Genomic DNA, 25,459 nt, shown 5'->3' on the forward strand with positions numbered 1-25,459 from the left:
GCTCGTGCCAATGCCAAGCTCAAGCTTTGTTTTATCAGACTGATGCTTAAAAGACTAGCTGCCAGCTAAAAAAGATATCAAATGGGTTCTATAAGTTCTGCATCGATTAGAAATCGTATAACACTACCTTTCCGTTCTCCATCTTTGTCAAGGCTACGCAGTATAGTCAGCGTTCTTGTGCGTACTATATCTTTTATCAGTTCTAGTAAAGAATCATTGGGTTCTAGGCTATTTGCTTTGTTATTAATTAATAACTCTGATACACGATCTAGGTAACTTTGTAGTGCTTCCTCACGGAGATTTATGTCTGCTATTTCTTTATCTTTCTGCTATATTTGATTACCTAGATACAAAATCAAAAATGGAACTGCTAATGCACTAAGTAGTTCTAAAAAATCCCAAAGTGTTTTTCCCGACTGAGTTTCATCAGTGAAAGTAACCTTTTCAATAGAACCCTTTTCTCCACCTTTTCTCTCTATACTCTTTTTTTTATTGTGTCTTCTCCAATTCCAGTCCAGTCAGCCCATGTCCATGTCCAACTTTTGCCTGCTAAAATTGAAGGGACTAAAAATATTCCAGCAGTAATTACAGAGCCTAAGGCGACTCCTGCAATTAGTAAACGCCAACGACTAAACAAAGAAGTTTCTCCCTTTGTACTACCACTTCAAAGATATATCTAGCAATCCGATTTGATTCCTGAACTTATTCGTAGAGGTAGGGGATAGGAAATAGAAAACTCTTAACAGTAAATAAGGAAGGTCAAGGTATACTGAGTTTTCTCACTCTAAAATAAAATAGGATTGCTACAATCGCTGTTCAAAAATCTTATAGCGTTTCCTAAGCAACTGAGGTACACTCAAATCTTGTTTAACAAGGTTAGTAGCTTTGAAAACATACCTCACCAGGTCGGGAACCACTATAAGCAAACTTATGTATGATGTACATTTTAACTTATTAGTGATTGTTCTGAGCCACCTATTCTTAAGAGGTTGTTTGTACCATTGAGAAACATTCTTGAACCCAACCAGATACTTTTAGTGTAAAAATTTGAACTGCAATTATAGTATTTTAGTCCGTCTTCACAAACTAAGCCAGTACCACTTGCAATTTGTAAAACTTCATTTAAATACTCCTGAAATCTTTCTTTGATTTGTTGATAATCAAAATTATTACGATCGTATGTATGACCAAATTCACTCCTAAACGTGATTATATTTCTATAAAGTTCTTGTATCGATTGCAGCTTGATTTGAACTTGGTTTTGGATGAAAATGTCGCAGCTTACTACGCAAGAGTTGTCAAATCTTTTTAGCCAACTTTTTTCCTCGTCAAATGTAGTATAAGACAGGCTATTTCTCAGATTACTATTAATATGTTTGACCATTTGATCTTTATTCATGTAGTTTCTGAGATTTATGTATTTCCTCAGTGTATCTGAACACTTATCAGTCAGGGTAAATAGTTCCCCAACGTCTCTAGATGTAATTTGATTTATATCATAATTATTGTTGTTAAACTTTCTTGCGATTCTTACTACTGAACGCAAATGATTTTGTGCATTTCCTAAATGAATACTGCGGTCATTTTTGAGTGTGAATTTTGATGGCTCTCTATAATTTTCTTTGCTCATATTATTCTCCAACACCCTGTGTAAGTTACAGCATCAGTCTCAAAATACCAAAAACCTAGTTTCTTTAGTCCTAGTAAACTAACTCTGGATCTTTACAGGCACAGAAAGAAAGGGAATTTTTTAGGTATCATCCCAATTTTGCACAAATATTTAGCGAATAAAATTCATCGCTACACAAACTAAGTCCGCTTGCGTGGACTAATCCTAGCCTGCGAAGGCAGGCTTTGTTTGTGTAGCCCCAGACTGGAAGTCTGGGTGCATCTTGCACATTTGGGATGCTTCCGTTTTTTATTTTCGATTTTGAATAATGGACTAATGTTCTATATCTTACAATATCAACAAAATAGTTTGCTGAAATAAATTTAGATATAAAAGTTTTTAGATGTGTTTTAGCTTAGGAATTTTCAGATTGATTAAGAAGTCAGAAAAATTTGAAACCTAGTCAGAGAGAGACATAGGTAGGGTCAACAATAAAATAGGCATTCCCAAGTTTTACCGGCCCCGCCATCGGGTCAGGATATATTACCCAGAAGAATCGCTGTGGACAAAACCCCAAATATTTTTTGTTTTAACCTTTTGCTAGCTGTTTCTTAATCTAGCTAAGATAGTTTGAGGATGCCCAATTAAGAACTAATACTAAAAAGTTATGTAGCTGTCTTCTGACAACCTCTAGGAATAGGGGTTTGGAAGACATTTTTTATCATGTCCATATTGATATTGCGTTCACCGTACTCTTACGGGGAAGCAAGCTACGCGTTGCAGACGCAGCAGAAAGTATTGGCATAGCCATCGCTCTAACTGCAAAGTGCATCTTTGCAGTTAACAGTCTTTTACTGGCAATAAAAATGGCATTTACACTCCAAAGATTGACTGCGCTCGGCGACTTGGTTCTGTGGTTTTCCGCAGATAACCACTAATCTTCGTAAAACTTGAATCTACTTCAAAACTAATTTATGGTAACTACTAATACAATACGCTTTTCCCAATTCAATGCTTCCCTAAACCGCAACGCTCAAGGTCAATTAGTGACCGATTTGTCAACCCCCAATAATGCTCAGGCAAAAGCTGTTGCAGAAATAATCCAGCGTAACAACCCTGATGTGCTGCTAATTAATGAGTTCGACTACTCCCAAAAAGCAGTTCAACTATTCAAGCAAAATTATTTAGCCGCCAGCCAAAACGGTGCAACTCCCGTTGACTACCCATACTTCTACATCGCTCCCTCAAACACGGGTATTGGGTCTGGGTTTGACTTGAACAACAACGGCACAGTGGTTACAACCCCAGGCAAACTGGGATATGGCGATGATGCTTTCGGATTCGGGAATTTCCCTGGTCAATACGGGATGTTGCTGCTGTCCAAATATCCCATCGACACTGCCAATATCCGCACCTTCCAAAACTTCCTCTGGAAGGATATGCCCAATGCCTTGCTTCCTGATGATCCTAAAACACCACAACCAAATGATTGGTATTCTGACGAGGAACTGAAAGTTCTACGCCTCTCCTCTAAGAGTCATTGGGATGTACCTATCCAGGTGAATGGGGAGACAATTCACGTCCTCACTAGCCACCCCACACCCCCAACCTTTGATGGCGCAGAAGACCGCAACGGTAAGCGCAATCACGACGAGATCCGCTTTTGGGCAGATTATATTACCCCTAGTAAAGGCGGTTACATTTATGATGATCGGGGTAAAACGGGCGGTATTGCAGCTGGTTCACGCTTTGTGATTATGGGTGATCAAAATGCAGACCCGTTGGATGGTGACAGTTTTAACAATGCCATTCGCCAACTGTTGCAAAATCCCAATATCAATACTAATGTCATCCCCACCAGTCCCGGCGGGCCCCAACAAGCAGGCTTGCAGGGTGGTGCAAATACTAGCCAAAAGGGCAATTCGGCTTTTGATACCGCAGACTTTGCTGATACAACTCCAGGAAACCTACGGACGGATTTCGTACTACCCTCTGCTGACTTAACAATTACCAACTCAGGAGTATTTTGGCCTCTGAATACTGACCCGAGGTTTTCTCCGGTAGGCACTTTTCCCTTCCCTAGTTCTGACCATCGTCTGGTCTTCGCAGATGTGCAGGCTGGTTCAACAGAGGCAGGTAAAACCATTCCTAATGTGGGATTTCAGGGGCAAACTACCTTTGTTACTGGCTTTATTCCCTCTGGTGCGGCGGGAACGGTAAATGGGGTACAGACTCTATTGGGTGGACTTTCTGGTGTCACATATGATGCTGCCAATAACCGCTACTATGCAATCTCAGACGATCGCTCCCAAGTTGCCCCTGCCCGCTTTTATACCTTCACCACTAACCCAGGTACTATTTCTACGACGGGAGTGACTTTTACCAATGTCACACCCTTGAAAACTACCAGTGGCAACTTCTTTGCACTTAACAGTCTTGACCCAGAAGGCATTGCTTTAACCAATAATGGGACAGTCTTTATATCTTCAGAGGGCGAAGTTAATCCTGGTGCAGGTCGCGTTACCAATCCCTTTATTAAAGAGTTTTCGCTAACTACAGGGCAAGAAGTGCGATCGCTACTTATACCCAGCAAATTTCTGCCAGTAGTTGAGGATACCAACGGCAATGGTGTTATCGATATAGGTGATACGCAGACATCAGGCGTTTACAATAACTTAGCATTTGAAAGCCTCACCATCACACTCGACCAGAAAACCCTATTCACAGCTACTGAAAACGCGCTCTCCCAAGATGGATTAAAGGCTTCACTCACCAGTGGCAGCCGTTCCCGAATTCTGCAATACAATCTCGTTAGTGGACAGCCAGAAAAGGAATACCTCTATATCACGGATACGATCGCCCAAGCGCCCAAGCCTAGCACAGGCTCAAGTGACAATGGTTTGGCAGATTTACTAGCGATCGACAACCGGGGAACCTTACTGGCATTAGAGCGCTCTTTTTCTGCTGGTGTAGGGGAAACCATCAAAATCTACGAAGTTTCTTTACAAGGTGCAACTGACATTAGTTTCTACGATTCTCTGAATAATTTGAGTGCTGAACAACTAGCCGCGATCAAACCAGCTCAAAAACGTCTGCTGTTGAATTTAAATAACCTAAATCTGCCTACTGACGCCAATCACCCCACTGGAGTAGATAACATTGAGGGTATTACCTTCGGCCCCAAACTAGCAGATGGTCGTCAGTCGATTGTGCTGGTGAGTGATAATAACTTTGGTAGCACCCAATATACCCAAATCCTCACCTTGGGTGCAGACTTGGTTCCCACTGCTGCACCCACATTAGAAACTCGTCCCGATCTGTTTGATGATCCGGCACTCCCCACATCTCAACGTGCTGATGCTGATGATCCTGCCATCTATGTTAATGCCACAAATTCTGCTGATAGTTTAGTATTAACCTCAGTTAAAAATGCCGGACTGCGGGTTTATGACTTGTCTGGTAATTTATTGCAGACAGTTAATCCTGGTGGCATTCGCTACAACAATATTGACCTGCAATACGGTTTTAAATTAGGCAATCAAGCTGTTGATATTGCCGTAGCTAGCGATCGCAGCAATGATAAACTAGCAATCTTCAAAATTAACCCCAACCCCACCACCCCCGGACAATACTTGGAAGATATCACTGATAGCAATATTGGTACTATCTTCCAAGCATCACCTTTTCAACCTCCTTATTCCGCATCAACTCGCAGTTCTTACGGAGTTACCTTATACCGTAGCCCCGTAACTAATGATTACTATGTCTTTACCAGTCGCCGACAAACTGGAGATATCGCTCAGTTCAAATTGATTGACAAAGGTAATGGCAAAATTGGATCTGAACTGGTGCGGGAGTTCACCATTCCCTCGCCCACGACAGCAGGGCGTTCTCCCCAAACAGAGGGTATGGTGGTTGACCAAGAAACCGGCTTTCTCTACATAGCCCAAGAAGATGTGGGCATCTGGAAATTCCAGGCAGAACCGGACGGTGGTACAACAGGCAAGCTAATTGATCGCGTCCGTTTTGAGGGTGGTTCTCACCTCACCGATGACGCAGAAGGGTTGACCATCTACTACGGTAAAAACGGCACAGGTTACCTGCTAGCATCCAGCCAAGGCGATAGTACCTTTGTTGCCTACACTCGTGAAGGTAACAACGAATACGTGGGGAACTTTGCTGTTGGTAACAATGGGTCAATTGACAGTGTACAAGAGTCAGACGGTGCAGATGTGATTAACGTACCACTAGGGCCTAACTTCCCATTTGGTTTATTTGTCACCCAAGATGGCTCTAATGAACCTGCTAAGACAATAGATGGTGAAAACGTCAACTCTAACTTTAAGCTAGTGCCTTGGCAGAATATAGCCAATGCCTTACCCAAGTCTCTAAATATCGATACTACTAGTTACGATCCCCGTAATCCTGTTGCCCAACCCAAGCTGACTATCTACGACTTTAAAAACCTACCGAAGTTAGGAACAACCTCTAAAGGTGAAGATATTTTCTTAGGTGGTTTCTCCGGATTGTATTTCCAAGGGTTTGCAGCAAATGGCAACCTGAAATTTGTCACCAACACAGATCGTGGCCCCAACGGAGAATCTAATGGTTCAAACAGACCATTTTTCTTACCCAACTTCCAGCCAGAAATAGTCAGCTTTGAACTCAACCGCAGCACAGGTGAAATCAGCATTACCAAAAGAACAGGGTTATTCCGCCAAGATGGGACGACACCATTAACGGGACTGCCTAATTTGCAAGCAGCGGCAAATGGCACAGCTTATACTGATGAAATTGGCGTTAACCTAGACAACCAACCCCTAGCGAACGATCCTTTGGGTGCTGACTTAGAAGGGATTGTAGTTGCAGAAAATGGAGACTACTGGATGGTAGATGAGTACCGTCCGGCAATTTACCACTTTAATGTTAATGGTAAACTGATTGACCGCTTTATTCCCAAAGGAACTGCTACTGCACCCAACCCAGATCAACCTGCTGGAACTTTTGGGACTGAGGTATTGCCAGCAGTTTATGCTCAACGCCGCAATAACCGGGGATTTGAAGCTGTAGCACTAGAAGGTAATAAATTATATGCCTTTATTCAGAGTGCGATCGATAATCCTGATGTCGCCAATGATGCGACTTCCAAGAATTCTCATAACCTACGAATTCTGGAGTTTGATATTATCAGCAAGCAGGTAACAGGAGAGTATTTATATCGCCTAGAAGGTCTACCAGGAACCGATAAGATTGGCGATGCAGTCTCCTTGGGGAACGGCAAATTTGCGGTAGTTGAGCGAGACGACAATGCTACATCTGCTGGCAATAAATTAATTTACCAAATTGATTTAGCCGGGGCAACCAACATCAACAACCCTGCTAACTTTACCTTGCCAGTTGGTAAGACCATTGAACAACTTACCTCTGCGGAGTTAGCTGCTGCCAATATTACCCCTGTAACCAAAAGCCTAATCGCTAATGCTGCTCAGTTGGGTTACACCGGGGTGGAAAAATTAGAAGGTCTGGTACTGGTAGCACCCAACACTCTAGCCTTGATTAACGACAACGACTTCAACGTTACGGGCAATACTGCTGCTGAGAAACTTGGCATTCTCGAACTACCCAAGAATCTGACAGTTGGACAGCCTACTTTCCCGAACGGTTTTGGTTCTAGCAACAGCGATACTGTCAATCTTCAGCCAGGACAATTCTTTAATGCAGGTGATGGGGCAGATTTTGTAGAAGCTACCAAAGGTAACACAATCCTGGCTGGGAACGGTGATGACACAGTACTTGCAGGTAATGATTCCTCAGTATCCGGGAATGACGGTAATGATCAGATATTTATTGGTCAAAATGGCCCGGCTCAAAATACTAGTGCCGATGGTGGCAATGGTGATGATCTGATTGTCGTGGTTGAAGCCAGTGGTAGTAATAATTTGTTTGGAGCAGCAGGTGATGATACTCTCCGAGTAATTGAAGGTTCTCGTCAATCATTATTCGGTGGCTTAGGCAATGATACCCTCAGCAGTGGCGGTAGTAATAACCGTCTCTACGGTGGTTCTGGAGATGACAAACTTTTCTCTAATATCAATGATTTGCTATTTGGTGGTGATGGTGATGATCTGCTATTTGCCAGTCATCAGGGTAGTAATCGCCTCAGTGGTGGTGCTGGTGCTGATCAATTCTGGATTGCTAACGCCAGTTTGCCAACTAGCAAGAACATTATTACTGACTTTACAATTGGGATTGACAAAATCGGGCTTGGCGGTGTAGGCATCACTCAGTTTAGTGCTTTAACCTTATTGCAACAGGGTAGTACGACTCTGGTGAAAACTGGAAATACAGAGTTGGTTTCATTACTGGGAATTACCTCAACTAGCTTGACTGCAAATGACTTCGTTTTCTCTGCTAGTGTCGTGCCTTAGTCTGTAAGGTCTTTCGTAAGGGCGTACAGATTTACATGGGTGTCAACTTCAGGTGAAAGTTAGTAAGTAAGAATGCTTTAAGACATTACCTCGTTTCCAGTCAGAGGCTAGAAACGAGGTTTATTCCAGTCATTGGGGCTTAAGTTGACACCAATGACAGATGTACCTCACACCATCTGATTCATTTGTTGTCAAGATTTTAGAAAATTGTATAAATCTTTATGCCGAAAAGTTGATGCGTAGGCGTAGCTAGCAAATTCAAACTGAAAAAATAAGATTTTATCATGATTCTCGAAAATAGTTCGCTAACAAAAGTAAAAATATTTACTTGATTGTTTCTTAATTTGCTTTCTTTAAAATTTAATAAATATTATCTTTTTACTTAATTGGATTTTAATCATTTCTTCTGTTTAACTTATTATTTTCTTAATCTTTTAATGAAAATATCTTTAGTGTTAGCTAAGTTCTTTCATAACTCCTATCAACAGATTTAAATTCGTAATCTAAATGTTCCACACTCATTACTCACTAACATAGATTACTAGTTGACATTTCATTATCATTTCTCAAGCTTTTAATAACTCGGAGAAAATACATTTTTTGGAAATGTATTCTCAGTGTTAATGGCAGAATCGGACTTAACGGACTTGCCCGAACTATATTGTTGTAATTCTGAAATTTACCCGTAATTCCGGTTTCTAGCCTGAGAACATGATTTATTTTTCCCACCAGTAATGCAATGAGAGAACTTGAATAGCTTGTGATCAAGTTAAATTCAAATACCCAAAAAACATTCTAATTATGGCAATTAAGTTAGTAGGCTTTGCCTCTTTACCTGCTGATACCTTTAGTGATGGCCCAGTTTCTGGTAAAGAAATTTCAGCCAATGGCAGAACGGGCCCTTTCCCAGGACAGCCAATTCAAGGCTTCAGTGGTGTACAATTCGCTAACAGTAACTCTTTTTACTTCCTGTCAGATAATGGTTACGGTAGCAAAGATAATAGTGAAGACTTTTTACTGCGGATCAATCGTCTAGACCCGAATTTTAAGGGAACAGAAAATGGAAATGGCAGTGTTAAAGTTTTAGATTACATCCAACTGTCTGATCCTAACAAGAAAGTTCCTTTTCAAATAGTTAATCAGGGAACTACTGGAAGATTACTAACTGGTGCAGACTTTGATGTAGAGTCATTCGTCTTTGATAAAAACGGTACAATCTGGGTTGGAGACGAGTTCGGCCCCTATCTGCTACATTTTGATGCCACAGGTAAGTTGTTAGAGGCTCCCATTACTACACCTGACCAATTCAAGACTCTAAATGGAGAAGCACCTAAAGTTATTGGTCATAGAGGTGCAGCTGGCTATCGTCCAGAGCATACTTTAGAGTCTTATAAACAGGGAATTGAGCGCGGTGCTGACTTTATTGAGCCTGATTTGGTAGTTACGAAAGATGGTGTGTTAATTGCTCGCCATGAGCCGGCTTTAGCAGTTTTGAACACTGATGGTACCGTCAATTTCAACAACACAACCACAGATGTTTACAAGCATCCAGAGTTTGCCGATCGCAAAAAAACAGTAAGTTTAGATGGAAACACAATTACAGGTTGGTTTGCTGAAGACTTCACTTTAGCTGAAATCAAGACTTTACGCGCAGAAGAGCGTCTACCTTTCCGGGATCACTCCTTCGATGATAAATTTGAGATTCCTACCTTCACGGAAATCATCAACTTGGTTAAGGATGTAGAGGCCAAGACAGGTAAAAAAATTGGCATTTACCCTGAAACTAAGCATCCGACCTATTTTGCTCAAGAAGCCACTTATGTAGGCACCACGCACAAAATAAACAGAAACACCAGTCAGTTGTTAATCGATACGCTCAAAGCAAATAACTTCACTGATCCTAGCCGCATTTTTATCCAGTCCTTTGAAGTATCTAACCTCAAACAACTGCATGACAGCATTATGCCTAACGCAGGGGTAGATATTCCACTTATCCAGCTTCTAGATGCAAGTGACATTGACATTAACGGTAAGATCATAGAAAGTCAGCCTTATGACCTGAAGGTGAGTGGTGATAATCGCACCTATGGTGACTTACGAACTCCAAAAGGCTTGGCACAAATTGCCACCTATGCTGATGGCATTGGCCCTTGGAAGCGGATGATTGTTAGTGTCAAAGGTACTGATGCTAATGGTGATGGCAAAGCAGATGATGTGAATGGGGATGGGGTAGTAAATGAGGCTGATCAGACAACATTACCTCCGACTACGTTAATTCAAGATGCTCACAACGCAGGTTTGCAAGTTCATCCTTACACCTTCCGCGCAGAAGATCAATATTTAGCAGCAGATTATAAAGGCAAGCTAGCACTAGAAATTCAGCAGTTCTATCAATTAGGGGTAGATGCGCTATTTACAGACTTTCCTGATATTGGGGATAAAGTACGGGATCAACTCAGAGATAATCCTCAGTATAATGTAGTGCGATCGCCACAAAACCCCGATGTTCTTTCAGGAAATGCCTTTGCTAACTTGGGTAGTTCTAAAGGTTTTGAAGGCGGAGCAATCAACGCCAGCAAAACTAAGCTCTACCTACTGCTAGAGGGGACTGTTCAGGGCGATACTCCTGGTGCTTTACGGATTAATGAATTTGATCTAGCCAGCCACAAATACAGCGATCAACTACGCTATTACAAACTGGAAAATCCCTCAAATTCGATCGGTGACTTAACAGTTATTAATGATCATGAGTATCTGGTCATTGAGCGGGATAACAATCAAGGGGCTGCGGCTAAATTCAAGAAAATCTACAAAGTAGACCTGTCTAAAACAGATTCTAATGGCTATGTAGCTAAAGAAGAAGTTGCAGACTTGTTAAACATCCAAGACCCTAACGATATCAACGGGGACGGTAAAACAACTTTTAACTTCCCATTTCAAACAATTGAAAATGTGTTAGTTGTTGACAAAAACACCATTTTGGTTGCTAATGACAACAACTATCCCTTCTCAACAGGGCGTCCTGGCAATGATCCTCAGCATCCAGTAATAGACAACAACGAAATCATTTTGTTGAAGCTGGATAAATCCCTGAATCTTGCTCCTGGCTTAGGTCAGCCCAAAGCTGAAGAAATTAAGTCTGGCTCTACTAGCAGCAATGATATTACCGTTCAGCCGAATCAAACCTTATTCACAGGTGACGGAGCAGACTTTGTAGAGGGTACTAAAAGTAACACAATCCTGACTGGGAACGGTGAAGACACGGTAGTGGTCGGCAGTAACTCCTCAGTGTCCACAGGAGACGGTAATGATCAAGTCTTGATTGGTGCAAATGGCCCTGCTAACAACACTAGTGCTGATGGTGGTGCTGGTGATGACGAAATTACTGTCGTTGAAGCCAATGGTAGTAATAATTTGTTTGGGGCAGCAGGTAATGATACTTTGACAGTAGTTGAAGGAACTCGTCAACTGTCCTTCGGCGGCTCAGGCAACGACACCCTCAAGAGTCAAGGTAGCAATAACCGTCTCTACGGTGGCTCTGGGGATGACAAACTCTTCTCCAATGTGAATGATTCGGTATTTGGTGGTGATAGTGATGATGTGCTATTTGCTGGTCAACAGGGCGGTAATCGCCTGAGTGGTGGTGCTGGTGCTGACCAGTTCTGGATTGCTAACGCCAGTCTGCCAGCTAGTAAGAACATTATTACTGACTTTACAATCGGGATTGATCAAATCGGGCTAGGCGGTATTGGTGTGACTAAGTTTAGTGCTTTAACACTATTGCAACAGGGTAGTGACACTATCGTCAAAACCGGAAATACAGAGTTGGCTTCATTGCTGGGAATTACATCAACTAGCCTCACAGCAAATGATTTCGTTTTTTCTGCTAGTGTCGTTTAGCCGAAAGATGATTACAGCTTAGATTCAACATTCATTCATTAATTAATCTGTAGCAATTTTGTCATGCGAGGGAGTAATATTCCCTCGCTTTTTATCTCATATTTCCCGCCCAATAAGGATTATGAACAATTTGCATCAAATGAGCAAGGCTGCTATACCAGTTTTTAATTCAAACCTTAATTAAAGGTAGATATTAAAATATTAAAGTCACGCACTATCAACATCAATTACACTTATCAAAATTGTGATAGGCAAGGATTCTTCTATAAAAAAACTTAAGTCGTGCTGTACAATACTTCCTATAATCACAAGTATAAACTACTAATCTAACGCCATCTTTTTCTTTTATGAATTTTTCCCCATAAGGCTATAAATTAACTCAATTAATACAATTGAAGTCACAATTATATAAGTCAAATCTTTTTGTCGTACAAAGGCAAATAGGGAAAATATAACTCGTGCAATTGGTGTGGCAATTAATAGCAGTAATCCAAATTGGATGATGCCACGACGACGACCTGACAAAACTGCTGTTCTTACTCCTTCTAAAGAGTTAAACTCTGGGGGTTCTCCCCGAAAAAATTGGTAATTGGCAGGACTTGTACCATAGTGAATCAAATACAAAATTCCCCCGACCACAACCACAATAGTAGCAAAAAGTACTCCAAATCTTAACAAGTTGCCAATGAACCGTTCAACTTGATGTTCGCTCCATCTACGTCTGGGCTGAGACATTCTAAATCCCTCCTGTTAAACCTTTGTAGATCATTTCAATTGCCAGTGCTAGAATAACGAGACTGAAGATATTTCGCAACAACTCAATCCTTACTCTTACTAGTACTTTTGCACCTAACAAAGCACCAAGTAGTACCCCCAACATTACTGGCATTGCCAGTCCCGGATCAATGTAACCCCGCCTCAAATACACTCCAGCACTCGCTGCGGCCGTCACGCCAATCATAAAATTGCTAGTGGTGGTAGAAACCTTAAATGGAATACGCATCGCTCGATCCATTGCCAGCACTTTCACAGCTCCTGAACCAATGCCGAGTAATCCTGAGAGTATTCCAGCAATAAACATTAATCCAAATCCAACTGGTACTGCACGTACATTGTAAGATTGCAGTCCTGTTTGAGTTGGGTAACTACCGTTGAGTTGGAGAGAAGTTGCCAAAGGATCTGGCAGTTCGCCGTCAACGTGTTCAACGCGGGGTTGACGCGACAGGTAAGCACTATAAATTAGAACGATACCAAGGACGATCGCGATCGCTCTAGTAGAAACCATCCCGGCTACAATTGCCCCGACTAATGCCCCTGCTGTCGTCGCTATTTCCAAGAACATCCCCAACCGCAGATTAGTGTAGCCTTCCTTAACATAGGCAGATGCAGCCCCACTAGAAGTTGCAATCACAGATACCAGTGAAGCGCCAACAGCATATCGAATATCAACCCCAAACGCCAAAGTTAACATTGGCACAATTACTACTCCACCCCCTAACCCAGTTAGTGAACCGAGAAAACCTGCGCTTAAAGAACTAAGCCATACTAGTAAAGAAAATTCTAAAATATTCACGTCAGTGAGTTTTATATTACTTGAGTTGCTTTTGAGGTACTAAGTTATAAAGCGGAATCGCCTGCGTTTGTAAAAATCACTCTCATTGCACTAACAAGTAGTAAAACACCAAATATTCTAGACAGAATCACGTTAGATAATCCAATTCCTATTTTGGCTCCCAGCCATCCACCTAATACAAAACCTAGACAGAGTAGTGCTGCTATTTTTAAGTCTACATAACCTTGTTTATAGTAAGTCCATGCAGCTAAAGCATCAATGGGAGGTACAAGCAAAGCTAATGTTGTACCCTGAGCTTGATGTTGAGAGAATCCAAACACAAAGACTAAAGCAGGTAAAATAATTATTCCGCCGCCAATTCCAGTTATGCCGCTTATTATTCCTGCAATCAATCCTAAACTTAGACAAAGTAAAATGTTATCCATACCTTTCACATGATGCTTGTTTTTTACTGAATTTCCGATAGTTCGACAAGTAAGGAGTACTTAATTTGACTTTAGAAAAGCAAAGCGATATAAACAATCATTTTTTTATATCAAATTAATAGATCGAGTTGATGGATTGCCCAAGATATTTTGAGCATAATAAAGATGTACTATCCTTGACCTTGTGAACGGCGAACCGCTTGAATCCAAATAAAACTTCTGTACGATGCTAGAGACGAAAAACTTAGCTTTGTTAGACATATTTGTTACTAACGCACCGCTAATATAATCACACCAAGCGAAGTAGCGCTAATAAATATCCACAGCATTACCCCTTGAAGCATCGGTTTCCAACCAACTGCTTTCAACATCCTCTGAGATAGCCCTGCACCAATCAGGAACAGCGTTAACGTCAAACCCGCTTCTGAAACGTGTGTTACCACTGGCGACCAAGAAGCAACTTCCGGGATAAAAGTCCGCACCACAGAAGCAAGGATAAATAAGCCAATAAACCAAGGTACTTGGGGTTTGATTATACTCTCGCCCGATTTTGCCTGTTGACGTTGAAATATGTAGCTTGCTGCTGCTGAGATCGGTACAATCCACAAGGCGCGGGAGAGTTTGACTGCTGTAGCTGTATATAACGCACTCTGACCATAATGTGATGCTGCACCAACTACACTAGAAATGTCATGAATTGCCACACCCGACCACGTTCCGAATTGCGCTTGAGTTAAGTGCAGTGCGTGTCCCAGAGGTGGAAACACGAACAAAGCAACGGCGTTAAGTACAAAAACTGTTCCCATTGCTACGGAAATCTCACTTTCGGCAGCGTTAATTACTGAACTGACTGCGGCGATCGCACTTCCGCCACAAATTGCTGTTCCAGCTGAAATTAAAGCAGAGGCTTTAATGGGAATCTTTAACCATTTCCCTAGAAAATAGCCAAGAATAAAGGTTGCACTGATGCTACCAACAGCAAACAAAGCACCGCTTGCACCTGCCTTTAACACAACTGCTAAATTCATCCCAAAGCCCAGCATAATTACGGATGCTTCTAGTAAATATTTAGCAGCTGGGCGGCTAATCCGATGAAATGGGTTCTCGTGAGTTAGTGCTAAAAGAATCCCCAACATCAGCGCTATTGGTGGTGAAGCCCAAGGAGTCAGACAAAATCCAGCCGCCAAGAGAAATACAATTTTTCGATACAGCAGCTTTTGTTCTGAATTGAATTGTGGTATCCGCACTTTCTTGTTGCTTCTAATATTTTGTTTCATATCAACCTCGTATTTAGGGTTGGTATAACTTTAAGCGGTTGAAATAATAGAAGCAAACGTTCTTAACTATATAAATGATAGTTTTAAACTATTAAATCTGCACATGAAAGTTACTCAAAGCTTGAAGGTGAAGAAAACTAAACTACAGTTATTGCAAAAATGCATAATTTCTGTGTCACCTAAAGGTTCTTCTACTGACCCCACACAAACGTTTGAACTCACTATCTGAGAGCAGTTGTAGCTCGCTGTAAGCCATTTTTTCTCTTTCACGCAGATGCTCCCACTACCTTCATTGTGCTATCTGCGATCGCCAGCGGGCAGACCATCTCACTATTCATGCAGGAGGTCTAATGTACGAGGGGAACAACAGTTTCGGCTGAAGCTGTAACAATAGATTAAAACTATTGTTTGCATAGTTAAGAACGTTTGTTTCTATTGATATATTTATCTAAGCTGAAATAGTGAAAGGAAAAAGTTGATTGCAATCACAGCCAATCTCTGCATCGTTAGGCATTAATTTGCAAAGTTTGAAATCAATTTACTCAAGCAGCCTAATTTTTACCTTTATCTGAATGCAACTAAAACGAGGAGAAAAAAATGATTCGATTGCTAGTTGATTTTTTAGAATTTGTTTTGAATGTTTTTTACCGCAAGCGTTTGTATGCACGATTTTATGTGCTGGAAACAGTAGCGAGAGTTCCCTACTTTGCTTTTTTGTCAGTCCTTCACTTTTATGAAAGCCTCGGCTGGTGGCGAAAATCTGACTGGCTGAAAATTCACTTTGCTGAATCTTGGAATGAGTTACATCACCTACTCATTGCTGAATCACTAGGAGGTAATAAATATTGGATTGACCGCTTTATTGCTCACAGTGGTGTTGTAATTTACTACTGGATTTTGATATTCGTATACATTATTTCTCCCTCTGATGCTTATTACTTCACACAGCTAATAGAAGAACACGCATATCACACTTACGACACATTTTTAAAAGAGCATGAGGCAGAACTTAGAACTCAGCCAGCACCGCAAGTAGCGATTAATTACTACCGTGATGGCGACCTTTATATGTTTGATGAATTTCAAACTTCTCATCCAATATCTGAACGTCGTCCAAAAATTGAAAATCTCTACGATGTCTATGTAGCAATTCGAGACGATGAAGGCGAACATGTCAAAACAATGGTTGCTTGTCAACAACCTGACGCACAGTTAACTTTCAAAAGTCCCCATAGTTCTGAAGCTATATTTTTACCTGAAGAGACTATCACTGCTATCAATCAGACAGCTGAATCAATTATTGAAGATACCGATGCAGATGAAGTCTTGATGTCATAGTGGAATTTAAAGCACAGTGTTTGCTAAACTGTGTTGCTAGTCATGGTTTTTACCTTTAGTCTAGCTCGTTCCAATCAATCACCAAATAATGCTGATTCCAAATATATTTCTGACTTTGATAACTGGAGATTGAAACTAATCTCCTTCTTTAGTAAGAAGTTGAGAAAAGTATTAGTAGATACTTTGATTAATATTTAATATTTAAACCATTTGGATGTTATTTAATTCACATTCCTAAGTAATAAAGAGGTTGATTGACAGCTACAGCTATTCCACAGACCCAGCCGATAATAGCAATTGCTCGAAGACTTGAGAAATACGGGTTTGAAAACGCTCCCGGTGTTTTAATAAAAAGAAGGGTCGTGAGAGTGGGTCTGCATCATTAGTGTTTCTTGCCACACCTGTAACTTTAATACAACGAAGCATATCAAGACGTAGTTCTTTGGTAATAATCAGGTTGGAAATCGCCGCAGCTCCTACCCCACTTTCAACGGCTGCTTTGACCATATCACCACTTCTCATTGACAAAATTACATTTAACTGTGTTGGTTCAATACCCCATTCTTTTAGTACTTGCTCAAACTGCTGACGGGTTCCTGAGCCTTGCTCCCGCATTACCCAGGCGGTATTTGTTAATTCTGTTACCTCAACTGCTATTTGTTCAAACCAAGGATGAGATTGACCAACAACAATTTGCAGACAGTCTCCACCAACAATTTTTTGTTCTAGAGAAGCTAAAACCGATGGTTCAACTTCTCCTTCTACCAAGCTGAGGTCAAACAATCCTGTGATCGTTCCTTCGCTAATTTCAGTGGTGTTACTTAATATACAATCTACAGAAATATTAGGATACTCTTGCTTAAATAAGCTAATAAAGCGGGGAAGCCAGTAATTACCTATGGTTTAGCTTGCACCTAACTTGAGTTCACCCTGTTTCAGATTATTTAATTCTCGCAATCCTCGCTCAGTCAACTCCACCTGAGTCAAAATTTTTTGTGCTTCTACTTGCAGCATCTTGCCAGCAAGTGTTAGTTCAATACGACGACCAACTCGATTAAACAGTTTCACTCCATATTGTTCTTCAAGACTTTGGATGGCAGCACTCACAGAAGGTTGAGTAATGTAAAGCTCCTCAGCGGCGCGAGTAAAGTGCATATGCTGCGCCACAGCCAGGAAAATCTGTAACTGGTCAATGGTCATCCTTGCCATTTATGAAAGCGTTAAATTATTGGAGTTATAAATGTCCTTATATTAAGACTATATGGGACTGCGATGGCGTTCCGCCCGCCGTAGGCGATCGCAATGAAATGGAGCGTTCAGTCCAAAATTTTAACTGGTTCATAACTTTCCTTAAACATTGAACAACTATCTTTTGAGGCAGTGACTAGAGTTACATTCATTTAATTGTCTGCACTGATTTGTGTGGATACTAAGCATTTTGTCACCAAACACTACTTAGGTTTTTGTAGCCAACAATTTTTGCTTGGGTTGAGTGTAATTAATCCCTCAGTCTATATACACACAATTGCTGCGATTAATCGTAGCTCACAATACTTAAGGAGTAGTCGGTATGGCTGATACAAACGGCAACGGTAGAAATGTCATTATTTTTGTTGCAGATGGATTGCGTAACGGTTCTGTGAACCCCACTGATACCCCAACTTTATATAGCATCCGTCAGCAGGGAGTTAGTTTTGCCAATAGTCATTCGCTATTTCCGACATTTACCACCCCGAATGCTTCTGCGATCGCAACGGGGCATTATCTTGGTGATACAGGTGACTTTAGTAATACCATCTACACTGGTTTTCCTAGTCCTAATGCCAATGGTAGTGTAACGCCATTCATTGAAAATGATGCGGTTCTGGGGGATATTGATGAAAAGTTTCCCGGTAACAATTTTTTAGATGAGGAGTCACTCCTAGCTTACGCGCGATCGCAGGGTTTCAACACAGCAGCAGTTGGTAAATTAGGGCCCGTTGCGATTCAAGATGTTACACAAGTTAACCGCAAAGGTGGTACTACCGGTACTATTCCTACTCCCAAAACAATAATTATTGATGACAGTACAAATGGTGCAACACCGCCGACTACAGCCGCTGGTTCACCTTCTGCTGTTCCACTTGCTCAAGATATTGTCAATCGCTTACAAGCCGCTGGTTTAAACATAAAACCGACACTGCGAGTCCAGCCAGCTGGTAACAACACAACTCCTGGCACCCTGAATGCCAATGTGGCTCAACAACAATACTTTGCAGATGCCACAACCAAAGTAATTTTACCCAAGTTTAAGGAAGAGGGTAAACCATTCGCACTGGTCTACTGGTCAAGAGATCCCGATGGCACTCAACACAATCAGGGTGATAGCTTAAACACCTTGACACCAGGTATCAATGGCCCTACTTCAAAAGCTGGGGTCAAAAATGCTGATGATAATTTAAAGCAACTTCTTGACTATCTCAAGAGTACAGGCTTGGACAAGACTACTGATGTCTTTATTACTTCCGACCATGGTTTTTCTACCATCAGCAAACAAGTTATTGATAGCCAAGGCACAAAAACTACAAGTTATGCTGCTACCCAAACATACGCGGGCGTAAATCCGGGATTTCTACCAGCAGGCTTTGTTGCTATTGATTTGGCTCATGATCTAGGTCTACCCCTATACGATCCTAACCCTACGAGCCTTCCCCCAGACCTCAAGCACATCCAATATGCGACTGTTGATGCTACAAAAGGTCAACGTCCTATTTCTGGGAATGGTGTAATTGGTGGTACAGGTCAGGTAATCAATGGCCAACTCGACTTAGGCACAAAGATAGTTGTAGCTGCTAACGGTGGATCTGACTTAATTTATTTACCTAATGGCAATGCTGACCTAGCTAAACAAGTAGTGAATTTGCTCTCGCAAAAAGACTACATTAGTGGTATTTTCGTAAACGATGCCTATGGAACTATTCCAGGTGCTTTACCACTGAGTGCGATCGGGCTAAAAGGTGATGCTAAAACACCTGTTCCATCTATTGTGATCAACTTCAAAACCTTTAGCACCGACCCAAACAACCCAAACAACCCTCAAGCTCAGGTAGAGATTGCTGATACAACTTTGCAGCAAGGGCAGGGAATGCATGGCAGCTTTGGTCGAGGTGATACCTTCAATAACATGGAGGCTATTGGCCCTGACTTTAAAAAAGGCTATGTGGACTATGCACCCGTCAGCAATGCTGATGTAACGCCTACACTTGCTCGTATTCTGGGTTTGAACATTCCCAGTAATGGCGATTTGAAAGGTCGTGCCATCACAGAAGCACTGGTGGGAGGGACTGATTCAGTCTCCTTCACAAAAGGAACTTTGACTTCAGAAAAAGCTCCTAATGGTGAAACAACAATTCTCAATGCTCAAAATGTAGGCAATACTCAGTACTTTACAGCAGCAGGATTTCCTGGTCGCACCGATGGACTAACAACATTAGATGTTGAATTTGGTTCTAAAAGTAGTGATGATGTTACCCTCAAGTCAAATCAAACCTTATTCACAGGTGACGGAGCAGACTTTGTAGAAGGTAATAAAGGTAACACAATCCTGACTGGGAAAGGTGATGAAACGGTAGTGGTCGGCAGCAACTCCTCAGTGTCCACAGGAGACGGTAATGATCAAGTCTTGATTGGCGTAAATGGCCCTGCTAACAACACTAGTGCTGATGGTGGTGCTGGTGATGACGAAATTACTGTCGTTGAAGCCAATGGTAGTAATAATTTGTTTGGGGCAGCAGGTAATGATACTTTGACAGTAGTTGAAGGAACTCGTCAACTGTCCTTCGGCGGCTCAGGCAACGACACCCTCAAGAGTCAAGGTAGCAATAACCGTCTCTACGGTGGCTCTGGGGATGACAAACTCTTCTCCAATGTGAATGATTCGGTATTTGGTGGTGATAGTGATGATGTGCTATTTGCTGGTCAACAGGGCGGTAATCGCCTGAGTGGTGGTGCTGGTGCTGACCAGTTCTGGATTGCTAACGCCAGTCTGCCAGCTAGTAAGAACATTATTACTGACTTTACAATCGGGATTGATCAAATCGGGCTGGGCGGTATTGGTGTGACTCAGTTTAGTGGGCTAACACTGTTGCAGCAGGGTAGTGACACTCTCGTCAAAACCGGAAATACAGAGTTGGCTTCATTGCTGGGAATTACCTCAACTAGTCTGACTGCAAATGATTTCGTTTTTTCTGCTAGCGTCGTGGCTTAGTCTGTTCGCCTAATAGAGCGTGGTGGAAATAACTATCCAGTTGAAACAGCAGTTTTCAATTGTGTAGACTACAGCAAATAGTTAGTTATTGTGAGCTGGGCATTGCAATGCCCACTCTACATTTATTTCGCTGGTCATACCCTGGAGTCCAACCTACCTCCGAAGTGTGGTTATGGACTCACACCAGAGTTTTTCTGGAGTTGGTTTATCAAGCCCATACCCCAAAACAGCGTTATGTGGCTTGTCGTTCCTTTGATGCCAGCGCTCAGGGCACAATGTTCAATAATGGCCTAGGGCTGGTCGTCCTCAAGCGTTTAGAAGATGCGATCGCATCTATGCTGTAATTCGGGGATCTATTATCAATAATGACGTTCATTGTTAGGAGGCTGGTTACGTCCAAGCCTCTGTGTGTGGGCGTGTTGGAGGCATTGACTTGACAGTGGACAACCAAGGTACTGCAAAATACACTCGCACTTTCGGGACTAATTCTTTGTTTGCACCATTTATTATTGTGCATGGTAGACCCGATGCAATTCTCAATCACAATACCAATAAGAATGTTTACTTCGCATTCTTGGCTGCTAACTCATTTAAAGTAGATCACATTCGGCTGTTAGGAAATAATACCTTTGGTTTTGAGGATTTACCAATGGTAGTGACAACGATTACAACGATGTGATTGTCTAGGTAAATTTGAGTATCAATGCTGCGTAATATTAAGTTCAGTAATTACTTAGCAAAATGGAACAACTTCATTCTGCAAGCGGGATAAAGTTATTTTATACATAGCGATTAGATGAACTCGATATTAATTAAACTAGTAAATTTACTGAAGGCAGTTATTGTCTTTCCTTCATAAATTTAGTAGTTGATTCCTTTACAATGAGAAAAAATCTTCACCTTTACTTTTCTAGTTGATTTTTATTAAAATAGGCTAGCAAAAAAATGATCGAGAATTCTTTCCTAAATCGGGCATGACACTGCTTATCAAGGAAAGTTCACTGTCTTTCGCCATCAGTGATACTGTCAATCCCTATATTTAAGAATTTGTAAAAAATTATTCAGAAATTTAAAGTTTTATTTATTACACAATTCTGAAATAGGGTATTTACTTAGAAAAGTATATGTGATATTTTCATGTTGATTATCATAAATTAAAAACCGCATTTCTGTATCTTGGTTTGATGATCAGTATCCATTGTGCATACTTGCAATACTAAATATTGATTTTAAGATAGTATAAATTATGTAGTATAAACTAAGTGAGAAGTTGTCCTCGATCTATTTACACTATCTTTGTTTTGAACACTGTATAACAGTTGTAACTCTGTGATCAGAATGTAGGTATGCAATTAGACGAAGCTACCCTCTGTGCTTTTACATATTTAGGTATACTGAATGGCAGAGAAGTTTTGCTGCTACTGGCATAAAATCAAACACTGCGACTGTTAGTAAAAGAGAGACTCCCTAATATTTTCCGGCTTTATTCCTGACTTTTACCAACGACAAGTTTTATATGACTTATATTAAGAACACTTTTCCGGAATTTCTCACCACCCTTGAAGGGTTTGATCAGTTACCAGATGCGGCGATCGCCAATATATCAGAACAGCTGCAAGCCTGGCGCTATCGCATAGGTCAGAAAATCATCGGTAAAGAAAGTCTCCCGGAACACATCACCATAATTTATGAGGGACAAGTGCGCCTGTTGGGATACGACCCCCAGACGCAAATGCCAATCACCCTAAAATTACTGCAACCTGGGGAAATTATTGGCGAAATTGGTTTGTTGCGCGATATCGCCTGTGAGACAGCGATCGCCTCCACCGAAGTAGTATGTTTAACCTTAAGTGCATCGGCATATTTTAGTTTTCTTGGTTTATACCCAGCTTTTGCCGATGTTCGCAAAAACCGCAGTTATTTGATGGAAGTTTTTGATATTCTCAGTTCTTATTGGCAAAAGCAAGCGATCGCTACTTTAAATCTCAGAGAACTGGCCGAAAACGCCTTACCACAGGCAAAAATACATTACCTCCCTCCAGGAAAAACTTCATTCAACCAACTGGATAGCGAAAGGGTCTGGTTTGTGAGTGGGGGTGGGACAGTAACGAATCTATCACCTGGCGATCGCTTAGAATCGGAGGATGACAGAGACAAGATCCAGGTCATAGGTCAAAACCCCGCACGGTTGCTTGGTATACATCCGTCAGATTTGATCTTGGAAGATAGTCATCAGATAGAACTTGTGGTAAGTGACACCAAATCAGATAGTGCAGAGGAAGTAGATATTCCCTATGCATCGGACGAAATGGTTCCACAGACAGTCCCCCAGACCTCAAACAGTTCGTCAAAACAGAAATACCCGTTTTTTAGTGGTCAGGGAGAACTAAATACAGCCTTCGCCTGCTTCCAAATGATCGCGAAGCACCTAGAAATGCCGTTTCGTCGAGAGGTAGTTCGCCGCATCTTAACTGAGCAAGTCAAACGTCAGGGTACAATATCGTTTCAAGTTACTGCTTACCTGGCAGAGTTAATCGGACTTAAGGCGCAATTGATAGAGCTACCAATCGCCTCAGTGACGCGCATTCCTACACCGGCATTGATTCGCTATGATGATAATTTTGCAGTTTTATATGCAGCGGATGCAAATAGTGTGGTTGTGGGTGTCCCATCCGAAGGAATTGTGCGCTGCAAACCCGCCCAATTGGTTGAACAATTAGATGTTGATCCAACCGACTTTCCGCCCAAAGTTAAGGTATTACTGCTCACCGCTACCAAAGAAACACCCCAAGAGCGCTTTAGTTTACGGTGGTTTCTGCCCTATTTATCACGCTACCGTCGAGTCCTGATAGAGGTCTTTGTTGCTTCCTTTTTTGTGCAGTTGGCAGCGTTGGCAAATCCTCTGGTCGTCCAGTTAATTATCGACAAAGTTATCACTCAAAATAGTATTGGTACTCTACATATTTTGGGGGTTTTGCTATTAGTAGTCGGGATATTTGAAGCAGTGTTGACTACCTTACGAACCTACTTATTTGTCGATACCACTAATCGGATCGATATGAGTTTAGGGTCGGAAATCATCGACCACTTACTACGTTTACCACTGCGCTACTTTGAACGCCGACCGGTGGGTGAACTTTCCACTCGGATCAACGAATTAGAAAATATCCGTCAATTCCTCACGGGTACTGCCTTAACAGTGGGGTTAGATGCTCTGTTTTCGGTGGTCTATATCGGTGTGATGCTGATTTACAGTTGGCAACTCACCTTGGTAGGTTTAAGCACGATTCCAGTGTTTGTGATTGTGATCTTAATTGCTTCTCCCACCATTAGCAGACAGTTACGTGGTAAAGCCGAACGCAACGCCGAAACTCAATCTTATTTAGTGGAGGTGATGTCAGGAATTCAAACAGTAAAAGCGCAAAATATTGAATTGCGATCGCGCTTTTCCTGGCAAGAGCGTTACGCTCGGTTTGTCGCTGCTGGTTTTAAAACGGTTGTAACTTCCACCCTCGCCAATTCTACCAGCAACTTTCTCAACAAACTCAGCAGCTTACTAGTTTTGTGGGTAGGAGCTTATCTGGTACTCCAAGGAGATTTAACTTTAGGCGAATTAATTGCCTTTAGGATTATATCGGGTTACGTCACCAGCCCAATATTGCGCTTGGCTCAACTCTGGCAAAGCTTCCAAGAAACTGCCTTGTCTTTAGAGCGTTTAAGCGATATTGTTGATACACCACAAGAAGGAGAAACAGACCGCTACAATATACCCTTACCTACGATCAAGGGAGCAGTCAAATACGAAAATGTTTCCTTCCGCTTTGGCACAACTGGCCCTCTGCAACTTTCTAATGTCACCCTCGAATTTGCTCCAGGTCAATTTATCGGTATTGTCGGACAAAGTGGCTCTGGTAAAAGTACGATGATGAAGTTACTGCTTAGACTTTACGAAACTGAGTCCGGCAGAATTTTGATTGATGGTTATGATATTGCCAAAATAGAACTTTATTCACTGCGACGGCAGATAGGTGTGGTTCCCCAAGAGACATTATTGTTTGACGGCAGCGTTCAGGAAAATATTGCTCTGACGAATCCCGATGCAACAACCGAAGAAATTATCGAAGCGGCTCAGGTTGCGTGCGCCCACGAGTTTGTAATGAGCTTACCCAACGGTTACAACACGCGGGTGGGAGAACGGGGTTCTGCACTTTCAGGTGGACAACGACAAAGAATTGCGATTGCCCGCTCTGTTTTACAACGACCAAAATTATTAGTTTTAGATGAAGCAACTAGCGCATTAGATTATCCCACAGAGCGACAAATATGTCTCAATTTAGCCAAAGCATTCAAGGGTGATACCGTATTTTTTATTACCCACCGACTAAACACCGTAAGTAATGCAGATATGATCGTCGTCATGGATAATAGCAGGGTTATAGAACAAGGCAGCCATCAAGAATTAATGGCTACAAAAGGTCATTATTATTACCTGTATCAACAACAAGATGTAAACTTGTAATTAGTCATTGCTGGGGACATGACATCTGAAAATTCTCTGTTTGACCAACATTTTATAGATGCAGCAATCAGCGTAGAGTAGGCGCTTTCATAGAATATCAAAATCCAGGTTTTCAGCATCGATAAATAGTGCCCACCCGACAAA

Annotated in this window: 13 protein-coding genes and 2 pseudogenes; 9 read left to right on the forward strand and 6 right to left on the reverse strand. The window is 41.6% G+C overall.

Features of this window, described 5'->3' with window-relative positions; genetic code table 11:
- Positions 1-494 precede the first annotated feature (494 nt).
- Positions 495-680: a hypothetical protein gene (locus V7K48_RS17600; protein ID WP_335074559.1), complete on the forward strand. Its 186-nt coding sequence runs from the start codon at positions 495-497 to the stop codon at positions 678-680.
- 266 nt (positions 681-946) lie between these two features.
- Here V7K48_RS17600 and V7K48_RS17605 read toward each other — a convergent pair whose 3' ends face one another.
- Positions 947-1,630, reverse strand: a complete 684-nt coding sequence (locus V7K48_RS17605; protein WP_335074560.1) for a hypothetical protein — start codon at positions 1,628-1,630, stop codon at positions 947-949.
- Positions 1,631-2,313: 683 nt separating this feature from the next.
- On the opposite strand from V7K48_RS17605, the gene V7K48_RS17610 reads away from it, so the two are divergent.
- From V7K48_RS17610 to V7K48_RS17620, 3 genes are all read left to right on the forward strand, one after another.
- Complete coding sequence (locus tag V7K48_RS17610) at positions 2,314-2,547, forward strand: hypothetical protein (protein ID WP_335074561.1); 234 nt, start codon at positions 2,314-2,316, stop codon at positions 2,545-2,547.
- A 36-nt stretch (positions 2,548-2,583) separates the two neighbouring features.
- Positions 2,584-8,037 (forward strand): phytase, encoded by a 5,454-nt coding sequence (locus V7K48_RS17615; RefSeq protein WP_335074562.1) that lies wholly within the window; start codon positions 2,584-2,586, stop codon positions 8,035-8,037.
- A gap of 798 nt (positions 8,038-8,835) precedes the next feature.
- Entirely contained in the window at positions 8,836-11,937 is a 3,102-nt protein-coding gene (locus V7K48_RS17620; protein ID WP_335074582.1) for an esterase-like activity of phytase family protein, read from the forward strand.
- A 345-nt stretch (positions 11,938-12,282) separates the two neighbouring features.
- Here V7K48_RS17620 and V7K48_RS17625 read toward each other — a convergent pair whose 3' ends face one another.
- The 4 genes from V7K48_RS17625 to V7K48_RS17640 form a co-directional block, all read right to left on the reverse strand.
- Positions 12,283-12,672 (reverse strand): DUF1634 domain-containing protein, encoded by a 390-nt coding sequence (locus tag V7K48_RS17625; protein WP_335074563.1) that lies wholly within the window; start codon positions 12,670-12,672, stop codon positions 12,283-12,285.
- 1 nt (position 12,673) lies between these two features.
- The gene (locus tag V7K48_RS17630; RefSeq protein ID WP_335074564.1) at positions 12,674-13,510 is read right to left on the reverse strand and encodes a sulfite exporter TauE/SafE family protein; all 837 of its coding nucleotides are present in this window, start codon (positions 13,508-13,510) and stop codon (positions 12,674-12,676) included.
- Between the two features lie 44 nt (positions 13,511-13,554).
- The gene (locus V7K48_RS17635; protein WP_335074565.1) at positions 13,555-13,935 is read right to left on the reverse strand and encodes a sulfite exporter TauE/SafE family protein; all 381 of its coding nucleotides are present in this window, start codon (positions 13,933-13,935) and stop codon (positions 13,555-13,557) included.
- Positions 13,936-14,204: 269 nt separating this feature from the next.
- A complete protein-coding gene (locus tag V7K48_RS17640; RefSeq protein WP_335074566.1) occupies positions 14,205-15,212 on the reverse strand; it encodes a YeiH family protein in 1,008 nt (335 codons plus the stop codon).
- 597 nt (positions 15,213-15,809) lie between these two features.
- Between V7K48_RS17640 and V7K48_RS17645 the strand changes: the two genes are divergently transcribed.
- The gene (locus V7K48_RS17645) at positions 15,810-16,550 is read left to right on the forward strand and encodes an alternative oxidase (protein WP_335074567.1); all 741 of its coding nucleotides are present in this window, start codon (positions 15,810-15,812) and stop codon (positions 16,548-16,550) included.
- A 267-nt stretch (positions 16,551-16,817) separates the two neighbouring features.
- Here V7K48_RS17645 and V7K48_RS17650 read toward each other — a convergent pair.
- Positions 16,818-17,750, reverse strand: a pseudogene (locus V7K48_RS17650) (LysR substrate-binding domain-containing protein).
- A 370-nt stretch (positions 17,751-18,120) separates the two neighbouring features.
- On the opposite strand from V7K48_RS17650, the gene V7K48_RS17660 reads away from it, so the two are divergent.
- From V7K48_RS17660 to V7K48_RS17675, 4 genes and pseudogenes are all read left to right on the forward strand, one after another.
- Positions 18,121-20,796 (forward strand): alkaline phosphatase family protein, encoded by a 2,676-nt coding sequence (locus V7K48_RS17660; RefSeq protein WP_335074571.1) that lies wholly within the window; start codon positions 18,121-18,123, stop codon positions 20,794-20,796.
- Between the two features lie 242 nt (positions 20,797-21,038).
- Positions 21,039-21,166 (forward strand): annotated as a pseudogene (locus tag V7K48_RS35065) (beta-ketoacyl synthase N-terminal-like domain-containing protein); the annotation flags it as partial.
- A 69-nt stretch (positions 21,167-21,235) separates the two neighbouring features.
- A complete protein-coding gene (locus V7K48_RS17670) occupies positions 21,236-21,475 on the forward strand; it encodes a DUF4114 domain-containing protein (protein ID WP_335074584.1) in 240 nt (79 codons plus the stop codon).
- Positions 21,476-22,312: 837 nt separating this feature from the next.
- Positions 22,313-25,315, forward strand: coding sequence for a peptidase domain-containing ABC transporter (locus V7K48_RS17675; RefSeq protein ID WP_335074573.1), 3,003 nt, complete (start codon positions 22,313-22,315; stop codon positions 25,313-25,315).
- Positions 25,316-25,459 lie beyond the last annotated feature (144 nt).

Source organism: Nostoc sp. (genome assembly GCF_036919615.1).
Lineage (GTDB): Bacteria > Cyanobacteriota > Cyanobacteriia > Cyanobacteriales > Nostocaceae > Nostoc.

Coding starts and splice junctions, on each gene's coding strand:
- V7K48_RS17635 (WP_335074565.1), bottom strand. CDS start 13,935: ATGGATAACATTTTACTTTGTCTAAGTTTAGGATTGATTGCAGGAATA.
- V7K48_RS17640 (WP_335074566.1), bottom strand. CDS start 15,212: ATGAAACAAAATATTAGAAGCAACAAGAAAGTGCGGATACCACAATTC.
- V7K48_RS17625 (WP_335074563.1), bottom strand. CDS start 12,672: ATGTCTCAGCCCAGACGTAGATGGAGCGAACATCAAGTTGAACGGTTC.
- V7K48_RS17615 (WP_335074562.1), top strand. CDS start 2,584: ATGGTAACTACTAATACAATACGCTTTTCCCAATTCAATGCTTCCCTA.
- V7K48_RS17675 (WP_335074573.1), top strand. CDS start 22,313: ATGACTTATATTAAGAACACTTTTCCGGAATTTCTCACCACCCTTGAA.
- V7K48_RS17660 (WP_335074571.1), top strand. CDS start 18,121: ATGGCTGATACAAACGGCAACGGTAGAAATGTCATTATTTTTGTTGCA.
- V7K48_RS17605 (WP_335074560.1), bottom strand. CDS start 1,630: ATGAGCAAAGAAAATTATAGAGAGCCATCAAAATTCACACTCAAAAAT.
- V7K48_RS17645 (WP_335074567.1), top strand. CDS start 15,810: ATGATTCGATTGCTAGTTGATTTTTTAGAATTTGTTTTGAATGTTTTT.